This is a genomic window from Allobosea sp. RCC_152_1 (genome assembly GCF_041360765.1).
Taxonomy (GTDB): domain Bacteria; phylum Pseudomonadota; class Alphaproteobacteria; order Rhizobiales; family Beijerinckiaceae; genus Allobosea; species Allobosea spartocytisi.
In genome coordinates, this window is record NZ_JBFUPU010000005.1 from 84,796 (window position 1) to 100,823 (window position 16,028).

General features: G+C 65.0%; 16 protein-coding genes and 1 tRNA gene. 9 read left to right on the forward strand and 8 right to left on the reverse strand.

All coding sequences use genetic code 11. The annotated features are described in order from the left end of the window. Positions 1-17 precede the first annotated feature (17 nt). The 8 genes from AB6806_RS17615 to AB6806_RS17650 all read left to right on the forward strand — a co-directional run bounded on the left by AB6806_RS17615 (position 18) and on the right by AB6806_RS17650 (position 7,278). Positions 18-692 (forward strand): amino acid ABC transporter permease, encoded by a 675-nt coding sequence (locus tag AB6806_RS17615; RefSeq protein WP_370955041.1) that lies wholly within the window; start codon positions 18-20, stop codon positions 690-692. Beyond that, positions 689-1,366 (forward strand): amino acid ABC transporter permease, encoded by a 678-nt coding sequence (locus tag AB6806_RS17620; RefSeq protein ID WP_038363325.1) that lies wholly within the window; start codon positions 689-691, stop codon positions 1,364-1,366. The genes AB6806_RS17615 and AB6806_RS17620 overlap by 4 nt, the downstream gene beginning before the upstream one ends. Next, positions 1,363-2,109 (forward strand): amino acid ABC transporter ATP-binding protein, encoded by a 747-nt coding sequence (locus tag AB6806_RS17625; RefSeq protein WP_038363322.1) that lies wholly within the window; start codon positions 1,363-1,365, stop codon positions 2,107-2,109. The genes AB6806_RS17620 and AB6806_RS17625 overlap by 4 nt, the downstream gene beginning before the upstream one ends. 6 nt (positions 2,110-2,115) lie before the next feature. Further along, positions 2,116-2,835, forward strand: a complete 720-nt coding sequence (locus AB6806_RS17630) for a GntR family transcriptional regulator (RefSeq protein WP_370955042.1) — start codon at positions 2,116-2,118, stop codon at positions 2,833-2,835. Between the two features lie 28 nt (positions 2,836-2,863). Then, complete coding sequence (gene uxuA, locus AB6806_RS17635) at positions 2,864-4,060, forward strand: mannonate dehydratase (RefSeq protein ID WP_370955043.1); 1,197 nt, start codon at positions 2,864-2,866, stop codon at positions 4,058-4,060. Continuing rightward, complete coding sequence (locus AB6806_RS17640) at positions 4,048-4,794, forward strand: SDR family oxidoreductase (protein WP_370955044.1); 747 nt, start codon at positions 4,048-4,050, stop codon at positions 4,792-4,794. The genes uxuA and AB6806_RS17640 overlap by 13 nt, the downstream gene beginning before the upstream one ends. Positions 4,795-5,117: 323 nt before the next feature. Then, complete coding sequence (locus AB6806_RS17645; protein ID WP_370955045.1) at positions 5,118-5,789, forward strand: response regulator; 672 nt, start codon at positions 5,118-5,120, stop codon at positions 5,787-5,789. A gap of 49 nt (positions 5,790-5,838) precedes the next feature. After that, a complete protein-coding gene (locus tag AB6806_RS17650) occupies positions 5,839-7,278 on the forward strand; it encodes a sensor histidine kinase (protein WP_370955046.1) in 1,440 nt (479 codons plus the stop codon). Here the strand turns inward: AB6806_RS17650 and AB6806_RS17655 are convergent. From AB6806_RS17655 to AB6806_RS17665, 3 genes are all read right to left on the reverse strand, one after another. Beyond that, positions 7,272-8,147, reverse strand: a complete 876-nt coding sequence (locus AB6806_RS17655; protein ID WP_038363314.1) for an ABC transporter permease — start codon at positions 8,145-8,147, stop codon at positions 7,272-7,274. The genes AB6806_RS17650 and AB6806_RS17655 overlap by 7 nt on opposite strands. 11 nt (positions 8,148-8,158) lie before the next feature. After that, positions 8,159-8,983, reverse strand: coding sequence for an ABC transporter ATP-binding protein (locus AB6806_RS17660; RefSeq protein ID WP_112764296.1), 825 nt, complete (start codon positions 8,981-8,983; stop codon positions 8,159-8,161). A gap of 101 nt (positions 8,984-9,084) precedes the next feature. Continuing rightward, positions 9,085-10,083, reverse strand: coding sequence for an ABC transporter substrate-binding protein (locus tag AB6806_RS17665; protein ID WP_038363311.1), 999 nt, complete (start codon positions 10,081-10,083; stop codon positions 9,085-9,087). Between the two features lie 615 nt (positions 10,084-10,698). Here AB6806_RS17665 and AB6806_RS17670 point away from each other — a divergent pair. Continuing rightward, positions 10,699-10,956, forward strand: coding sequence for a hypothetical protein (locus AB6806_RS17670; RefSeq protein ID WP_142023151.1), 258 nt, complete (start codon positions 10,699-10,701; stop codon positions 10,954-10,956). Positions 10,957-11,092: 136 nt separating this feature from the next. Here AB6806_RS17670 and AB6806_RS17675 read toward each other — a convergent pair. The 5 genes from AB6806_RS17675 to AB6806_RS17695 all read right to left on the reverse strand — a co-directional run bounded on the left by AB6806_RS17675 (position 11,093) and on the right by AB6806_RS17695 (position 16,001). After that, positions 11,093-11,169 (reverse strand) — tRNA-Arg (locus AB6806_RS17675). 563 nt (positions 11,170-11,732) lie between these two features. Continuing rightward, positions 11,733-12,650: a serine hydrolase gene (locus AB6806_RS17680; protein ID WP_142023150.1), complete on the reverse strand. Its 918-nt coding sequence runs from the start codon at positions 12,648-12,650 to the stop codon at positions 11,733-11,735. 34 nt (positions 12,651-12,684) lie between these two features. Beyond that, positions 12,685-13,497 (reverse strand): ABC transporter permease, encoded by an 813-nt coding sequence (locus tag AB6806_RS17685; RefSeq protein WP_370955047.1) that lies wholly within the window; start codon positions 13,495-13,497, stop codon positions 12,685-12,687. A 4-nt stretch (positions 13,498-13,501) separates the two neighbouring features. Further along, positions 13,502-14,437: an ABC transporter permease gene (locus tag AB6806_RS17690; protein ID WP_370955048.1), complete on the reverse strand. Its 936-nt coding sequence runs from the start codon at positions 14,435-14,437 to the stop codon at positions 13,502-13,504. A gap of 37 nt (positions 14,438-14,474) precedes the next feature. Then, positions 14,475-16,001, reverse strand: coding sequence for an ABC transporter substrate-binding protein (locus tag AB6806_RS17695; protein ID WP_113252083.1), 1,527 nt, complete (start codon positions 15,999-16,001; stop codon positions 14,475-14,477). Between the last annotated feature and the right edge of the window lie 27 nt (positions 16,002-16,028).

Consider the following 16,028-nt stretch of genomic DNA (forward strand, 5'->3'; position numbering starts at 1 on the left):
ACAGGAAGGCCTGATCGGTGCCCTATTATTTCTCGTTTCGCAGCATCTATCCGTATCTCGGCGATCTCGCTGCCGCAGCTCAGGCGACGCTGCTGCTCTCCATGCTCGCGATCGTGCTGAGCGTCGCCATCGGCTCCGGGGTCGCGCTGATGCGCCGCTCGGATTCGCGGCTCCTGCGCTTCGTCGGCGGCCTCTATGTCGAGGTGATGCGCAACACGCCGCTGCTGGTCATCCTCTACATCGTCTATTTCGCGCTGCCGCAGCTCGGCCTGCGCATGTCGCCCTTCAATTCCGCGCTGATCGGGCTGACGCTGAACAGCGCCGGCTATATGGCCGAGATCATTCGCGCCGGCCTCGTCGCCGTGCCGCCCGGCCAGTTCGAGGCCGCCGCCTCGCAGGGATTCACGCGCTTTCAGCTCTATCGCCACATCGTGCTGCCGCAGGTCTTCCGCACGATCTACGCCCCGCTCGGCAACCAGTTCATCGCCGTCATCCTGGCGTCCTCGCTGGCCTCGGCCGTCGCGGTCGAAGAGGTCGCGTCCTGGATGCAGACGGTCGGCTCCTCCTCCTTCCGCTTCTTCGAGACCTTCGTCATCGCGGCGGTGGTCTATCTGGTGCTCTGCCAGATCGTAAATCTCGGACGCATCGCCATCGGGCGCTGGCTGTTCCGCCAGCCGGAGGCCTATCGATGAGCGCGCAACTGCTCACCTACATGCCGCTGCTGCTGAAGGCGGCGCTCGTCACCATCTGGCTGTCCTGGCTCGCCCTGCTGATCGGCGCGGTCGGCGGCACGCTGATCGCGCTTGCCAGGATGTCCACGTTCCTGCCGCTCAGGCTGCTGGCACTGCTGTTCACGGAGTTCTTCCGCTCGATCCCGATCCTGATCGTGCTGTTCTTCGTCTTCTTCGGCATGCCGCTGGTCTTCGGGATCGATCTGTCTCCGTTCACCGCAACGACCGTCGCTCTGGCGCTCCATGCCAGCTCGACCATGTCCGAGGTCATCCGCGCCGGGCTCGAAAGCGTCGGCAAGGGCCAGTGGGAAGCGGCGCGGGCCGCCGGCATGACCTATTGGCAGATGATGCGCCACGTCATCGTGCCCCAGGCGCTGCGCGTCATCCTGCCGCCTTCGGTCGGCGTCTATATCGCGACGCTGAAGGAATCCTCGCTCGCCTCGATCATCGGCTATGTCGAGCTGACCAAGACCGGCCTCCTGATCCGCGAGACCATGGGCTCGAGCTTCGTGCCGCTGCTCCTGCTGGCGCTGATCTACTTCCTCATCAACTACGGCATCTCGCTCGGCGGGGCTGCGCTCGAACGGCGCTTCCACGTCAACACCCGCCTCATGACGGCCGGAGCAGGACAATGACCGACACCGTTCTCAAGTTCGACCATGTCGTGAAGCGCTTCGGGGACAGGACGATCCTCGACGGCGTCTCGACCACCGTGCAGGCCGGCGAGATCGTCTGCTTCATCGGCCCCTCCGGCACCGGCAAGTCGACGCTCCTGCGCTGCGTCAACGGCCTCGAGACCATCGAGGGCGGCAACATCCTCTTCGAGGGCAAGGCCGTGCAAGCCAAGCAGCGCAGCATCATCGACGTGCGCCGCCGCATCGGCATGATCTTCCAGCACTTCAATCTCTACCCGCATCTGACGGCGCTGGAAAACGTCATGCTGGCTCCGGTCGTCGTCCATGGCGAGGACCGCAAGACCGTCGAGGAGCGGGCGCGAGGCCTGTTCGAGAAGGTCCGGCTGTCGCACCGCATCAACGCCTATCCGGCGCAGATGTCCGGCGGCGAGCAGCAGCGCGTCGCGATCGCCCGCGCGCTCGCGACCAATCCGCATATCCTGCTGTTCGACGAGCCGACCTCGGCGCTGGACCCCGAGACCGTCGGCGAAGTGCTGGCCGTGATGCGCGACCTTGCCGTGGAAGGCCGGACCATGCTGGTCGTGACGCACGAGATCAGGTTCGCGGCCGATGTCGGCACGCGCATGGTCTTCCTGGACGGCGGCAAGATCGTCGAGGAAGGCAACCCGCGCGAGATGCTGGCGGCTCCCAAGAGCGAGCGCGCCAAGCGCTTCCTCAGCACCATCAGCAACGCCGCGCATTGACGCCCGATGGTCGTGGTCCCGAAAGCCGAGAGCCGCTGGACCGTCACCCAGGTCTATGACGACCTGAGCGGGCGTATCCTCACGGGCCAGTTGCGGCCGGGAGAGGCACTGTCCGAGATCAAGATGGCAGCGCATTACGGCCTGAGCCGGACACCGGTCCGCCAGGCCTTTCACCGCCTTTCCGTCGAGGGCTTGCTCTCCATCGTCCCTCAGGTCGGCAGCTTCGTCGCGCCGATTCAGCTATCGGCCGTTCGCGATGCGCAATTCGTGCGGCAAACCGTGGAATGCCGCGCCGTGCGCAGCGCCGCCCTCGCTACGGGCCACGAGAAGGAGCGCGTGCTGAACGGTTTGCTCAAGGAGCAGGCCAGGATCATCACGCGCCGCGACCATTATGGGTTCTTCAGCTCCGATGAGGATCTACACCGGGCGCTCATGCTGATCGCCGGTCATCCGCATGTCTGGGATTTCATTCTCTCGATGAAAACCCAGCTCGATCGCCTGCGCTATCTCTCGCTGGAGAGCCAGGAGTGGCTCGAAATGATCTTCCACCAGCATGAGCAACTGGTGAAATGCGTGCTCTCGCAGGATGCCGACGGAGCCGTGGCGTTGATGGAGACCCATCTGCACAGCGCCTCGCTGGCGCTCGAAAAGATCGCCGTCGAGCACGCCGAGTTTTTCGAGGATTCGCCTCCTCAGCCCGGCGGCACGCCGCCGAAATCGCTTTGAACTTGCCTATCTGAGAAAGCGCGAGACCATGGAACAGACCTGGCGGTGGTGGGGACCCAACGACATCATCCCCCTCGATCACATCCGGCAGACCGGCGCGACCGGGCTGGTGACGGCCCTGCACGAGGTGCCGGCGGGCGAGGTCTGGACACGCGAGCAGATCCGCGCCCGCTTCGATGCCATCGCCGCCAGGCCCGAGCTCGGCCTGCGCTGGAGCGTCGTCGAGAGCCTCTGGATCCATGAGAAGATCAAGCTGGCGGAGGATGATGTCGAGCCGCTCTACGAGCGCTTCCGCCAGTCGATGGTGAACCTCGCCGAGGCCGGCGTGCACATTATCTGCTACAACTTCATGCCGGTGCTCGATTGGGCCCGGACCGTGCTGCGTCACAAACTGCCGAGCGGCGCCATGGCCCTGCGCTTCAACGCGCATGAGTTCGCGGCCTTCGACTGCTTCATGCTGCAACGCGAGGGTGCGGAGGCCGACGTATCGCCCGAGGTGCTGGCCCGCGCCAAGGAATGGTACGACGCCTCGACGCAAGCCGACCGCGACCGCCTGCTCGCCACGATCATGGCCGGCTTGCCGGGCGCCTATGACCGCTACGACATCGAGGGTCTGCGCGTCATGCTGAAGCGTTATCACGGCGTCGGCCGCGAGCAGCTCCGCGACAACCTGATCCGCTTCCTCAAGGCGATCATCCCGACCGCCGAGAAGGTCGGCATCCGCATGGCGATCCATCCGGACGATCCGCCGCGGTCGCTGCTCGGCCTGCCGCGCATCGCCGGCTCCATGGAGGATTTCGAGGCGATCCTCAGCGCGGTCGACAGCCCCTCCAACGGCCTGACCTTCTGCACCGGTTCGCTCGGGGCCAATCCGAAGAACGATCCCGTCGCGATCGCCGAGCGCTTCGCCGATCGGATCCATTTCGCCCATCTGCGCAACGTCGCCAACGATCCCGACGGCTCCTTCATGGAAGCCGATCATCTCGGCGGCGATACCAACATGGTCGCGGTCATCCGGGTCCTGCTGCGCGAGCAGGCGCGGCGCAAGGCCGCCGGGCAAGCCGACTGGCGCATCCCCTTCCGGTCCGACCACGGCCATGAATTGCTCGACGACATCGGCAAGCCGACCTTCCCGGGCTACCCGGCGATCGGCCGCATGCGCGGCCTCGCCGAATTGCGCGGCGTGATGACGGCGCTGGCCGACGAGCACGGGTGGCCGCTGTGAGCGAAACCGGGAAGGTCCTTGCCGGCAAGACCGCCTGGGTGACGGGGGCCGCCAGCGGCATCGGCGAGGCCACGGCGCTTGCCTTGAGCCGCGCCGGCGCGACGGTGGCGCTGACCGGGCGGCGTCTGGAGCCGCTGGAGCAGCTCGCCGCGCGCATCGCGGGCGAAGGCGGGGAGGCGATCGTCGCCCCCGCCGACGTAGCCGATGTCGCGGCTATCGAGCGCGCGCTCGCGCTCCTCGTCGGCCGCTCGCTGGACATCGTCGTCAGCAATGCCGGCACGAACATTCCCGACCGCTCCTGGTCCAAGCTGACGCCGGATTCCGTCGACCTGCTGCTCGACGCCAATCTGCGCGGCGCGCTGCAGCTCTCGCGGGCGGTGCTGCCGGTGATGCAGGCGCAGGGCGGCGGCGTCCTCATCCATATCGGCTCGCTGGCGGCGCATGTCCTCAGCGCCGGCCCCGGCCCGGTCTACACGGCCGCCAAGAGTGGTGTCGTCGCCATGAGCCATGCGATCAATATCGAGCACGGCGTGCATGGCATCCGCTCCTGCGTGCTTTCGCCGGGCGATACGCTGACGCCCTTGATGGACAAGCGGCCGGTCAAGATGAGCGACGAGGTGCGGGCCCGGATGCTTCGTCCCGAGGATATCGCCGGCCTCGTGCTGCACGTCGCGACACTGCCGCCGCATGTCTGCGTCAACGAGATCATCGTGACGCCGACATCGCTCGTCTGACAGCCAAACATGAGGTCAGAGGCGAGCACCAAGGCTCCGAGCAGGATCGCGCCCGTCATCCAGTCGAGTAATCCGGCCGAGGGCGGCCGTCGGGCTCAAGAAGAACGGCGCCTTCAAACTGTAGCGTGCCCACAGCCCACAAAGGTAGCCGACGCCGGACAGGCTGAGCACTATCGCTAAAACTCCGGCGAGCAGAGCAGCGACAAAACCGCCACCGCCACTCGAGAGGAACGGCAGGACAGACAGTGCTGCCAGGCCGCGAACGAAACTCATCTTCGCAGAGAAGCTGGTTCTCGGCGCCGCGAAATGGCACTCTGCCCGCCATGCGCATCCTGCTGATCGAGGACAATCGCGAGCTCGCCGACTGGCTCTCCCGCCTGCTGCGCAAGAGCCGGTATGTCGTCGATGCGGTCTATGACGGCGCGGATGCGGATGCCGCGCTGGCGACGCAGCTCTATGATCTGATCATCCTCGATATCGGACTGCCCAACATGACCGGCCTGGAGCTGCTGCGGCGCTTCCGGCAGCGGCGCGGACTCACTCCCGTGATCATCCTGACCGCCAATGACGCGGTTTCGAGCCGGGTGGCCGGGCTCGACGCCGGAGCCGACGACTATCTGGTCAAGCCTTTCGATCCGCAGGAGCTCGAAGCCCGTATCCGGGCCCAGCTACGCCGCAAGCAGGACAGCCGCGTTCCTCACCCCGCTTTCGGGCCTCTGGTCCTGGAAACCGAGAGCCACCAGTTCAAGCTCGAAAGCACTCCGCTGGATCTGACGGCGCGGGAGTACAGCGTTCTCGAAGCCCTCCTGCTGGCGTCGGGGCGCGTGGTCTCGAAAGCGGCCCTGACCGAAACGGTCTTCGGTCTCAACGACGACGCGACCGACAATGCGATCGAGATCTATGTCCACCGCGTCCGGAAAAAGCTGGGCGATGGCCCGATTGCGATCGGCACCTTGCGCGGGCTCGGCTATGCGTTGAGAAAGACTGCCGGCTAGAGCCGGAAATCCGAAGCGGCGACGCGTCTAGACAGTGAGAGCAGGGTTCTTGCGAAAAGCCGGTTCCCCCTTTTTCGCATCCGGCTCGAGGAGCCTGCGCGCCGAGCTGCTGGGCTGGCTGCTGCTGCCTCTGGCCGGTATCGTCGTCTACAACGGCTGGACGGCGCAGCGCAGCGCCGAAACCGTGGCCAATCTGATCACCGATCGCATGCTGCTGGCCTCGGCGCGTGTGATCGCCGAGCAGGTTCGCGAAACCGACGGGCGCGTCGAAGCGCTGATCCCGCCTTCGGCGCTGGAAATGTTCGCCTCGCCGGATCGCGACAGGGTGATCTATCGGGTGCTGTCGCCCACGGGACAGCTGATCGCCGGATTTCCGGATATCGAGATGCCGCCTCAGCCGCCGCGCGATCTCCAGCCCGTCTTCTACAATGCGCGTTTCCGCGTCGACGATATCCGGGGCGTGGCTCTCGCACAGCCGGTGATCTCGGAAACCGCCGGGGGCAACGCGCTCGTCATCGTCGCCGCGACGTTGAACGGGCGTGACCGGCTGGTCCGGGAGCTCTGGCTGAGGTCGCTGCGCGACCAGGCGATCCTCGTCTGCATCGCCGCTCTGCTGGCGCTGCTGGGGCTCCGCAGCGGCCTTGCGCCGCTCCTGCGGGTCCGCAATGCCCTGCAGTCGCGCGATCCCGGCTCCCTGCAACCCTTGCGGCGGGAGGATGTGCAGACCGAGCTGCAGCCGCTGATCGATGCGCTCAACCAGGCCTTTGCGCGCGTGCAACGCTACATCGATTTGCAGCGGCGCTTCGTGGCCGATGCCTCGCATCAGTTGCGCACGCCGCTCGCCGTGCTCAAGACGCAGGCCGCGACCGGGCTGCGCGAGGAGACCTCCGCGGGCAAGAGCGACGCGCTGGCCGCGATCGACGGCGGCATCGACGCCATGGGCCGCCTCGTCAATCAGTTGCTGACGCTGGCGCGCGCGGAGCCCGGTGGAGCCGCCTTGCGCAAGGAACGGATCGATCTCGCCGCCATCGCGCGCGCGGCTTTGGAGAGCCTGGCCGGCATCGCTTTCGACCGGGGCGTGGATCTTTCCTTCGAGGACAAGGTCGGTACCCTCCCTCTGGTCGGCCACAGCACGCTGCTGCGGGAGCTCGTGGTCAATCTGGTCGAGAACGCGCTTCGCCACGGGCCCTCCGGGGGCGCCGTGCGCGTGACGCTCGACCGGCAGGGCACGCAGGCCCTGCTGATCGTCGAGGACGAGGGGCCGGGCATTCCCGAGGCGGAGCGGGAACGCGTCTTCGAGCGCTTCCACCGGCTCGCTCCGGCGACGGTCGAAGGAACAGGGCTCGGACTCGCGGTCGTTCGCGAGATCGTCGCGGCCCATGGCGGGACGATCTCGCTTTCCGACAGATCCGGCGGACCGGGACTGCGCGTCCTGGCCGAACTGCCCGTGGCGGACCGAGATGGCACGCCACGGGAGGAGCCTCACTGAGTGTCGTGAAGGGGCGCCGGGCGCCAGGTCGCCAGCCGGTTCTCGACCAGTGTCATCAGATATTCCGCCGCCAGCGCCACGATCATGATGACGACGATCGCCGCATACATGCCGGCCGCGTCGAAGGTGCCCTTGGCGATGTTGATGAGCAGGCCAATGCCGTGGCGGGAGCCGACGAACTCACCCACGATCGCGCCGATAATTGCGAAGCCGAAGCTCACATGCAGCGATGCGAAGATCCAGCTCATGGCCGAGGGGATCACCACCGAACGGGTGAGCTGCCATCCCTTCGCGCCCAGGATCTGGGCATTGGCCATCAGGTTGCGGTCCGCCTCGCGCACGCCCTGGAAGGCATTGGCGAAGACGACGAAGAACACCATCACGAAGGCCAGCGCCACCTTGGAAGCGAGGCCGAGCCCGAAGATCATGATGAAGATCGGCGCCAGGACGACGCGCGGGACGGAGTTGATCAGCTTGATGTAGATCGAGAAGATGTCGGAGAGCATCCGGTTGCGGCCGAGCGCGATGCCGACGACGATGCCCGTCACCGAACCGAGCGCGAAGCCGACCAGCGCCTCCTCCATCGTCACCCAGAGGTGGAGCCAGAGCGGGCCCTCCGAGGTGCCGTTGACCACCCAGTCGACCAGCCGTTCCCAGATCGCGCTCGGGCGCGAGAAGAAGAACTCGTCGATGATGCCGAGCCGGGCGCCCGCTTCCCAGCCGCCGAGCAGGACGAAGAGGATCACCCAGCGCCAGAACAGGACCGTGCGGCGGCGGTTGCGGGCGGCCTTGGCGGCCGCCGCCTCGATTTCGGCATCCGACGTGCCGGGCCGGAAGGTCGTGTCGGCTGTAAGGGCTATATCGGTCATGATCGATCTCCTCAGGCAGCCACGGCTTCGTCGCGGGCGGCGCCACGCTCGACCTCGTCGCGCAGATCGTCCCAGATCGTGCGCGAGAGGGCGATGAAGTCCTCCTGGTAGCGGATATCGGCGACCACGCGCGGGCGCGGCAGCGCCACCGGATAGACTGATTTCACGGTCGCGGGGCCGGCGGTGAGCACATAGACCTTGTCGGCCAGCGCGATGGCTTCCTCGAGATCATGCGTCACGAAGATCACGGAGGCCTTCGCCTCGGACCACAATCCGAGCAGCACGTCGTGCATGATCACCCGCGTCTGCACGTCGAGCGCCGAAAAGGGCTCGTCCATCAGCAGGATCTGCGGCTCGTTGATGAAGGTCTGAGCCAGCGAGACGCGCTTGCGCATGCCTCCGGAAAGCTGATGCGGATATTTGCTCTCATGGCCGCTCAGATGGACCCGGGCCAGCCATTCGCGGGCCTTCGCATAGGCCTCCTCGCGCGGCTTGCCGCGGAAGAGCGGGCCGGCCACGACGTTGTCGATGACGCTGCGCCAGGGAAAGAGCGCGTCCGTCTGGAAGGCAAAGCCGATCCGGGGATCGATGCCGTCGACCGGGCCGCCGAAGAGCCGGACTTCGCCACTCGACGGCCTGGCGAGGCCGGTGACGAGGTTGAGCGTCGTCGATTTGCCGCAGCCGGTCGGGCCGACCACCGCGACGAACTCGCCGCGGCCGACGCTCATGTTGAAGTCGCGGATGGCCGTCATCGACTTGCCGTCCGGGGTCAGGAAGCGACGGCTGACATTGATCAGCTCGACCGCCGGGCTTGCGCTCGCCTCGATTGCAGGCATGGGGCCTCCTTCGCCGCGAAAGCGGCGGGACAGGGATGGGCTGAACGAGAGCGGGCGGAGCAGAGCCACCGCCCGCGGAGAGGTCGTCTGCGAGACCCGCCTTACTTGGCGTTCTTCACGAACTCGGTCGTGTAGGTCTTCGACAGGTCGATCTGCTTCCCCTTGATGTTCTTCGAGAAGCCGGAGAGCACGGCCAGCACCGTCTCCGGGCCACCCTGCGGCATGACGCCGTCGGTGGTGAACATCGCCTTGCCGTCGGCCAGAGCCTTCACATAGGCCTCCTTGTTGCCGACGTAATAGTCCTTCGGCATCTTGTCGGCGATCTCTTCGGCGCTGTGGGTACCGATGTATTTCAGCGTCTTGACGAAGGCGTTCGCCAGCTTCTGCACGATGGGCTTGTTCTTCTCGACCCAGGCCGTCGTCATGTAGAGCGAAGCGGCGGGATAGGTGCCGCCCAGAGCCGCCTTGGTCTGCTCGACCGTGCGCATGTCGACGAGGATGCGCGCTTCTCCGGTCGAGAGCAGGCGCGAGATCGTCGGCTCGGTCGTCATGCCCGCCTGGATCTTGTCCTGCTGCATCGCGGCGATGAAGGTGGCGCCGGCGCCGACCGGGACGGAGGTGAAGTCTCCGAGCTGCACGCCCGACTTCATCATCAGATACTGCGTCAGGAAATTGGTCGATGAGCCGAGCCCGGTGACGCCGAGATTCTTGCCCTTCAGATCGGCCATCGATTTGACGTCCGGATATTTCGACGAAACCAGCTCGACCTCGCCTGGCGCCTGACTGAACTGCACCACGGACATCACGAACTTGCCCTTGGACTGCAGGTCGACGCAATGGTCGTAGAAGCCGACCACGCCCTGGACCACGCCAGCCAGCATCTCGTTCTCGGCATCGACGCCGGCCGCCTCGTTGAGGAGCTCGACCTCGAGGCCCTCATCCTTGAAATAACCGAGACTCTCGGCGAGCTTGGCCGGCAGGTAGATCTGCTTCTCATAGCCGCCGACCATGATGGTCACCTTGTCGGCGGCCAGCGCCGCGGTCGACGCGGCAAAAAGCGAAGCGAAAGCAATCGAGCGGATGAGAGTCTGCGCGCGCATAAGGCTACTCCTTGTTCGTTTCCTCGTCCGGAAGCGCTTCTCTTGAGTGGAAGCTCTCCGACCATGCATCGGCTTCCTAGGCCGCCAAGCTTTCACCAACCTTTCGGCCTCGCCCGCCCACGGCACCGGCTTCCTTGCACGCGATGCGGCCGGCAGCTCCGCGGCTTGTGGCGCGAGCCGGTCAATAAAGGGCATCCCAGCCCAAACATAACAGCGTCGGCTATCCTACACCCTGTTAGACAACGCAAAAGTTGTCATTGAGACGCGAACGCCAACGGCACAACCTGGCCGCATCGATTTTTTGAATGTCCTAGCAAACGGCCATGATCGCGGCGTTCTGCGCGCGAGCTGACTAGATCTGTTGCAGTCATGGGGCGCTATGAAACCAGTGTCCGGTTTCGGGCGAGTGCCCAATCTCGGGTTGCGGCGCGACCCACGTGCAGCTGGGAACCGGCAATTTGTCACCGGTCCAGCGGCAAAGCCTGGCGCCGATATGCGCCGGGTTTGCGAAGCTGCATCGCCATCAACTGCCCCGATAGACTAAGCGGGTGCCGCTTGCTCAGGCCTTTCCGTTTCGGAGAAGCCCGTTAATCTCCCTTCCCGGGGAGCTGGCTGATGGACAACGCGCACATTGATAACCTGGAAGGAGCCGGAAACGGCGATAGCCAGACGCAAAGCAATCCAGAGATCGTTCCGGACGTTGCTACGGGCTTTACATACGCATCCTACCAGAACGCGATCCCGGTGATCCGCTCCATTCGGATCGCGAACATGAGCGGCCGGCATTTTGAGGGCTGCCGGCTCGATCTGACCTCGACGCCGTCTTTCCTGCGCCTCGGACGCGCGCACAAACGGCAGGCCATCCGCGACTGATGCTCTGCCGGTAAACAGCTGCTAGAGCCGCGTGTGGAGCTGCCCACGGTGGCTGTCGGGTGGCTATTCAGCAATTCTGACCGCTTTCGCCCGACCGCTCGCACAGAAAAAAGCATTGCAATTTCAAAGAGTTAGTTGGCGCGCCCGACACGATTCGAACGTGTGACCTTTGCCTTCGGAGGGCAACGCTCTATCCAGCTGAGCTACGGGCGCAAACCGTGGAAGGTGGATAGCCGATTGCCGGGCGCTCGGCAACGAGGGATTTTGCAAAGAAGCAAGGTGCCGACAGGCAAAGGTCGCATGATCGAATTGCGCCGGGCATGGCGGGAGTGTGCCGGCGCCGTTTATCTTCGGCCAGCGCTTCCCATATCCACCGGAATGACTGCTTGGTCATGGCCGACATCAAGGAGGCGCGCGCAAAGGTCGCTGCTGCCCTGGTTGCTCTGGAAGCTGTTCGAGCCGTCCAGTTGGGGAACGAAGACCCGCAGTGACGCGTCGCGGAATAGGATGCGGTTGGCTCTCTCCGGCACCGCATGAATTGAAGTCGCCTGCGGCGTGATCGTGCCGCCCAGGCTCACAAGAGGATTCGTAGCGACGATGTATCGCCTTATCCGTTGAAATATGTGGAGTTTTTGGGGGCGCATTATGCGCGATTCCCAGCTTCGGATGGACATGCTCCCTCGGCAAGCTGCCTTCAGCGGGCAGCGTTCTCTAGGGTGCGGGTTTCACCGTCAGTGTCGCGTCGTGTTGAACTCTCGATGAGATTGCAACAAGGATCAAAGGGCTAAGATCTCTTTCGCAGCGGTGGATCCGAGTAGCGGCAGAAATCCGTCATCCTCTGCGATTGCCTCGCCTTGTGAAAAGACCGTCAGGATGAACTCGGCCCCGTTCGGAAGGACGGCTCGAAGCGCATCGTGACGTCGAAAATCGGCGCGCTCGTCACCGAGCCAGCGGGTGCGCCCCGCCTTCGACCAGATCTGCGTTCCTCCGGGCATACCGCCGGCCAGATAGCCCGTGACCTGATAGGCTCCTCGCTGAAGGAAGGGGCTAGCGAGATCGCGGGCGAGTAGATTCTGGACCTTCTCTCGGCTCGCCTCGGTCAGCACCGAGCCGTGGAAGATCGCGTGCATCAGGCGGGCCATGGCGATCGGCGTCAGGGCATTGTGCCCGTCCGGTGAGCGATCGAGGCCGATCTTCTCCCGGCCATAGCGCAGGTCGTCCATCAGCTTCTGATTGAGGTTGATGCCGGCCAGCTCCGGCCAGCCGAGCTGCGCGAAGAAGCGATTGACCACCTGGCGCCGCTCACACCACTCAGCCATCTCCAGCTCAGAGAGCAATGTGTCTCCGGTTGTTCCGGAAAGGAGGTCGATGACGTAGTTGGTCGCCGAGTTCGAGGACCAGAGGATCATGTCGCGCATGGCGCGATCCAGTTCCTCGTGCTCGGTGAGTTGTCCTGCCTCAAGTGCGGCCTGCGCGGCGACGAGGAAGAAGACCTTGACCAGCGAGCAGGGATAGCTGCGCCAATCGGGCCGCAAGGCAACGCCCTTCGGTCGGCCGCCATCTCTCGCCGGCTGTAACAGGACGAAGCCGAACTGCTCGGCCGGGACGCCGCGTTCGCGGAAGAGGGCTTCTGCCTTCGCCGTCAGCAACGCGCCGATGCGCTGCAGGTTTTCATCCGTGTCGAAAAAGCTCATGGCGCACCTGTCGGGGGCGGGTCGGAAGCGGAGGTCAGCCTTTGGGCCGAAGGGCGGTGTCGAGGCCTTCGCCGATCAACGCGAAGGTCACGCCGGTGTAGATGATCGCGAAACCCGGGAAGGTCGCGATCCACCAGGCATCGAACAGGAACTGGCGTCCGTCCGAGATCATCAGTCCCCACTCCGGTGTCGGCGGCTGGATGCCGAGGCCGAGGAAGCTGAGCGAGGTCACGGCAAGGATGGTCAGCACCACGTCGGCCATCGCGTAGACGATCGCAGGGTTGACCGCATTCGGCAGGATATGGGCGGTGACGATCCGCGGTGTCGTGCAGCCGAGGCTGCGCGCCGCCTGCACGAATTCGAGATTGCGCAGCACCAGCACCTCGCCACGCACGATGCGGGCGAAGGAGATCCAGTTCACCAGCAGGAAGGCCAGGTAGAGATTGGCCTCGCCCGGCCCCAGCACGCCGACGATGGCGATGACGAGCACATAGAAGGGGAAGGCCCAGAAGATGTCCGTGACGCGCATGATGAAGGTGTCGACGCGCCCGCCGATGAAGCCGGAGATCGCCCCGATCATCACGCCGAGAAGGGCCGGCGCGACGACGCAGATCAGCGCGACCTTGAGGTCGACATAGCCGCCGGCCAGCACGCGCGAGGCGACATCGCGCCCGAGATCGTCGGTACCGAACCAGTTCGCCAGGGAAGGCGGCTGGAGCGTGTTGCCATAATCGACCTCGAACGGGTCATGCGGCGTCCAGATCTGGCCGAGCGCGACGAAACCGGCGAGCAGGGCCAGCATGACGAGCCCGATGAAAAGGCTCGGATTGGAGCGGAGGCGGCTCATCGTCTCACTCCAGCCGGATGCGCGGATCGGCGAGCGCATAGGCGATATCGGTCGCCAGGTTGATCAGCACGACGAGGACGGCGAAGACGATGGTCAGCCCCTGGATCAGCGGATAGTCGCGGGAGAAGATCGACTCGACGAAGAGCGAGCCGAGCCCCGGCAGGGCGAAGACGGTCTCGATCACCACCGTGCCGCCGATCACCCAGCTCGTATGAGCGCCAAGCACCGATATCGATGAGATCAGCGCATTGGGCAGCACATGGACGCCCATCAGTCGGCCCGTGCCGGCGCCTTTTGCGCGTGCCGTCGTGACGTAGTCGGAGCCGAGCACGGCGAGGATGGCGCTGCGCAGACTGCGGATCGTCAGCGAGGCGGTCGCCAGCGCGATGACGAGTGCCGGCAGCGTCGTATGGTGCAGACGCGAGAGCAGGTCATCGCCATAGCCCGAGGTCGGGAACAGCGGCAGCCAGATCGCAAAGAGGATGACGAAGATCAGCCCGAGCCAGAAGGACGGCATCGCGATGACGATGGTGAAGGCGAGCTTGATCGCGAGATCGACCGGGCCGCCGCGCCGCATCGCCGACCAGAGTGCGAGCGGCACCGTCATCGCCACGGCGAGCACTGTCGAATAGGCGACGAGCCACAAAGTCGCCGGCAGCCGCTCCAGCACGAGTTGCATCACCGGTCGGGCATGCACGACCGAGCGGCCGAGGCTGCCCGAGCCGATATCGGCGAGGAACAGCAGATATTGCCGCCAGAGCGGCAGATCGAGGCCGAGCCGCTGCTTCATCAGCGCGATCTCCTCGGGACCACCGCGCGCGCCGAGGAGCAGCGTCGCGGGGTCTCCGGGGAGGGCGCGCAGCAGCAGGAAACAGGCCAGAGTGATGCCGAAGAGGACCGGCACCAGCTGGGCGAGACGCTTGACGATGTAGATCAGCATGGCGGTGCACGAGGAAGGGCGCGGCAGCGCCCTTCCGTCACTTCAGCTTGACGTCCTCGAGGCGGAAGTTCGAGGTCGGCAGCACCTCGAAGCCCTCGACATTGCTGCGATAGGCATAGGAGGTGCCAGGATAGAACAGGAAGACCGAGGGTGCGCCGTCATGGGCGAGCTTGATGATCTCCTGGAACATCTTGCCCCGCTCCGGCCCGTCGGCCGTCACGCGCTCCTTCTCGTAGAGCTCGTTGACGCGCTCGTTCTTCCATTCGGTGTGATAGGCGTTGGCGCGCTCGGGATTGACGAGGAGGAAGCCGACGAGCTGGTCCGGATCGATCGTGTCACTCGTTGCATAGGCGACGGCCATCTCGTAGTCGCCGGATTTCGTCGTGGTCCAGTGCGTGCCGCCTTCGACGAGGCGGATATCGGCGGTGACGCCGATCTGCTTCAGCGCCGCCTGCAGGGCCTGGCCGAGCTGGCGATGCAGCGGGCGGCCGGAATCGACGAGGAGCGAGGTCTTGAAACCATCCTTGTAGCCGGCTTCCGCCAGCAAGGCCTTAGCTTTGGCGATGTCATGCGCGTAGGGCTTCAGGTCCGGATCGGCATAGGCCATCGGCGGCATCGGTGAGTTCGAGACCTTGCCCGTGCCGTAGAGCAGCGCCTTGAGCAACCCCTCTTTGTCGACGGCATAGTTCAAGGCCTGCCGGACGCGCAGGTCGTCGAAGGGCTTCTTCTTCGTATTCATCAGCACGAAATCCGTGCGGAAGACGTTGGCGACGGCCGTCTTGATCTTGCCGTCGCGTCCCAGTGCCTGGAGCTGGTTCAGCGGAATGTCGATCGCGGCATCGACCTCTCCAGCCTGCAGCTTGAGCACGCGGCTGTTGCCCTCAGGGATGACCATCAGCTCGGCGCCGTCGAGATCGGGCTTGCCGGCCTGCCAGTAGTTCGCGTTCTTCTTGAGAGACAGGCCCTGTCCCTTGTTCCAGGCCGCGACGGTGAAGGGGCCGCTGCCGATCGGTTTGTCGAAAAACTTGTCGCCCGCGGCCTCGAAGGCCTTCTGCGGCAGGATCGCCGAGGAGAACAGGGCAAGGTTGTTGAGGAGCGGCGTGAACACCTTCTTGAGCTTGAGCACGACGGTGCGATCGTCCGGCGTGTCGATGGTCTCTATGCCGGAGAAGAAGCGCTTCCAGCTCGAGGCATCGCTGCCGGCGCGCTTCAGCGAGAAGGCGACATCGGCGGCCGTCACTGGAGTTCCATCGGAGAACTTCGCCTCGCGCAGCTTGAAGCTGTAGGTCATGCCGTCATCGCTGACCTTCCAGCTCTCGGCGAGGCCGGGCTCGAGCTTCGTGGCATCCTTACTGGGCCGCAGCAACGTGTCGAAGATCAGGAGCTGCGCGTAGATCGAAGCGTTGTCGCTCGTCGCGATCGGGTCGAGCGAGACGAGATCCTGAGTCTGCGCCAATCTGAGAATGCCCTTGGCGAAAGCTGCGGACGGCGCGGTCACGAGCGCCGGGGCGCCGATGGCAAGCGCCAGCGCGCCGGCCGAAATCATCGAGCGAAGCTTGGTCATACCGATCCCCTGATTCATTGGCCGCGC

Excerpts from the sequence above, each read along its gene's own strand:
- AB6806_RS17645 (WP_370955045.1), top strand. The coding sequence starts at position 5,118 with ATGCGCATCCTGCTGATCGAGGACAATCGCGAGCTCGCCGACTGGCTC.
- AB6806_RS17670 (WP_142023151.1), top strand. The coding sequence starts at position 10,699 with ATGGACAACGCGCACATTGATAACCTGGAAGGAGCCGGAAACGGCGAT.
- uxuA (WP_370955043.1), top strand. The coding sequence starts at position 2,864 with ATGGAACAGACCTGGCGGTGGTGGGGACCCAACGACATCATCCCCCTC.
- AB6806_RS17665 (WP_038363311.1), bottom strand. The coding sequence starts at position 10,083 with ATGCGCGCGCAGACTCTCATCCGCTCGATTGCTTTCGCTTCGCTTTTT.
- AB6806_RS17625 (WP_038363322.1), top strand. The coding sequence starts at position 1,363 with ATGACCGACACCGTTCTCAAGTTCGACCATGTCGTGAAGCGCTTCGGG.
- AB6806_RS17630 (WP_370955042.1), top strand. The coding sequence starts at position 2,116 with ATGGTCGTGGTCCCGAAAGCCGAGAGCCGCTGGACCGTCACCCAGGTC.
- AB6806_RS17620 (WP_038363325.1), top strand. The coding sequence starts at position 689 with ATGAGCGCGCAACTGCTCACCTACATGCCGCTGCTGCTGAAGGCGGCG.
- AB6806_RS17690 (WP_370955048.1), bottom strand. The coding sequence starts at position 14,437 with ATGCTGATCTACATCGTCAAGCGTCTCGCCCAGCTGGTGCCGGTCCTC.
- AB6806_RS17695 (WP_113252083.1), bottom strand. The coding sequence starts at position 16,001 with ATGACCAAGCTTCGCTCGATGATTTCGGCCGGCGCGCTGGCGCTTGCC.
- AB6806_RS17685 (WP_370955047.1), bottom strand. The coding sequence starts at position 13,497 with ATGAGCCGCCTCCGCTCCAATCCGAGCCTTTTCATCGGGCTCGTCATG.
- AB6806_RS17680 (WP_142023150.1), bottom strand. The coding sequence starts at position 12,650 with ATGAGCTTTTTCGACACGGATGAAAACCTGCAGCGCATCGGCGCGTTG.
- AB6806_RS17660 (WP_112764296.1), bottom strand. The coding sequence starts at position 8,983 with ATGCCTGCAATCGAGGCGAGCGCAAGCCCGGCGGTCGAGCTGATCAAT.
- AB6806_RS17655 (WP_038363314.1), bottom strand. The coding sequence starts at position 8,147 with ATGACCGATATAGCCCTTACAGCCGACACGACCTTCCGGCCCGGCACG.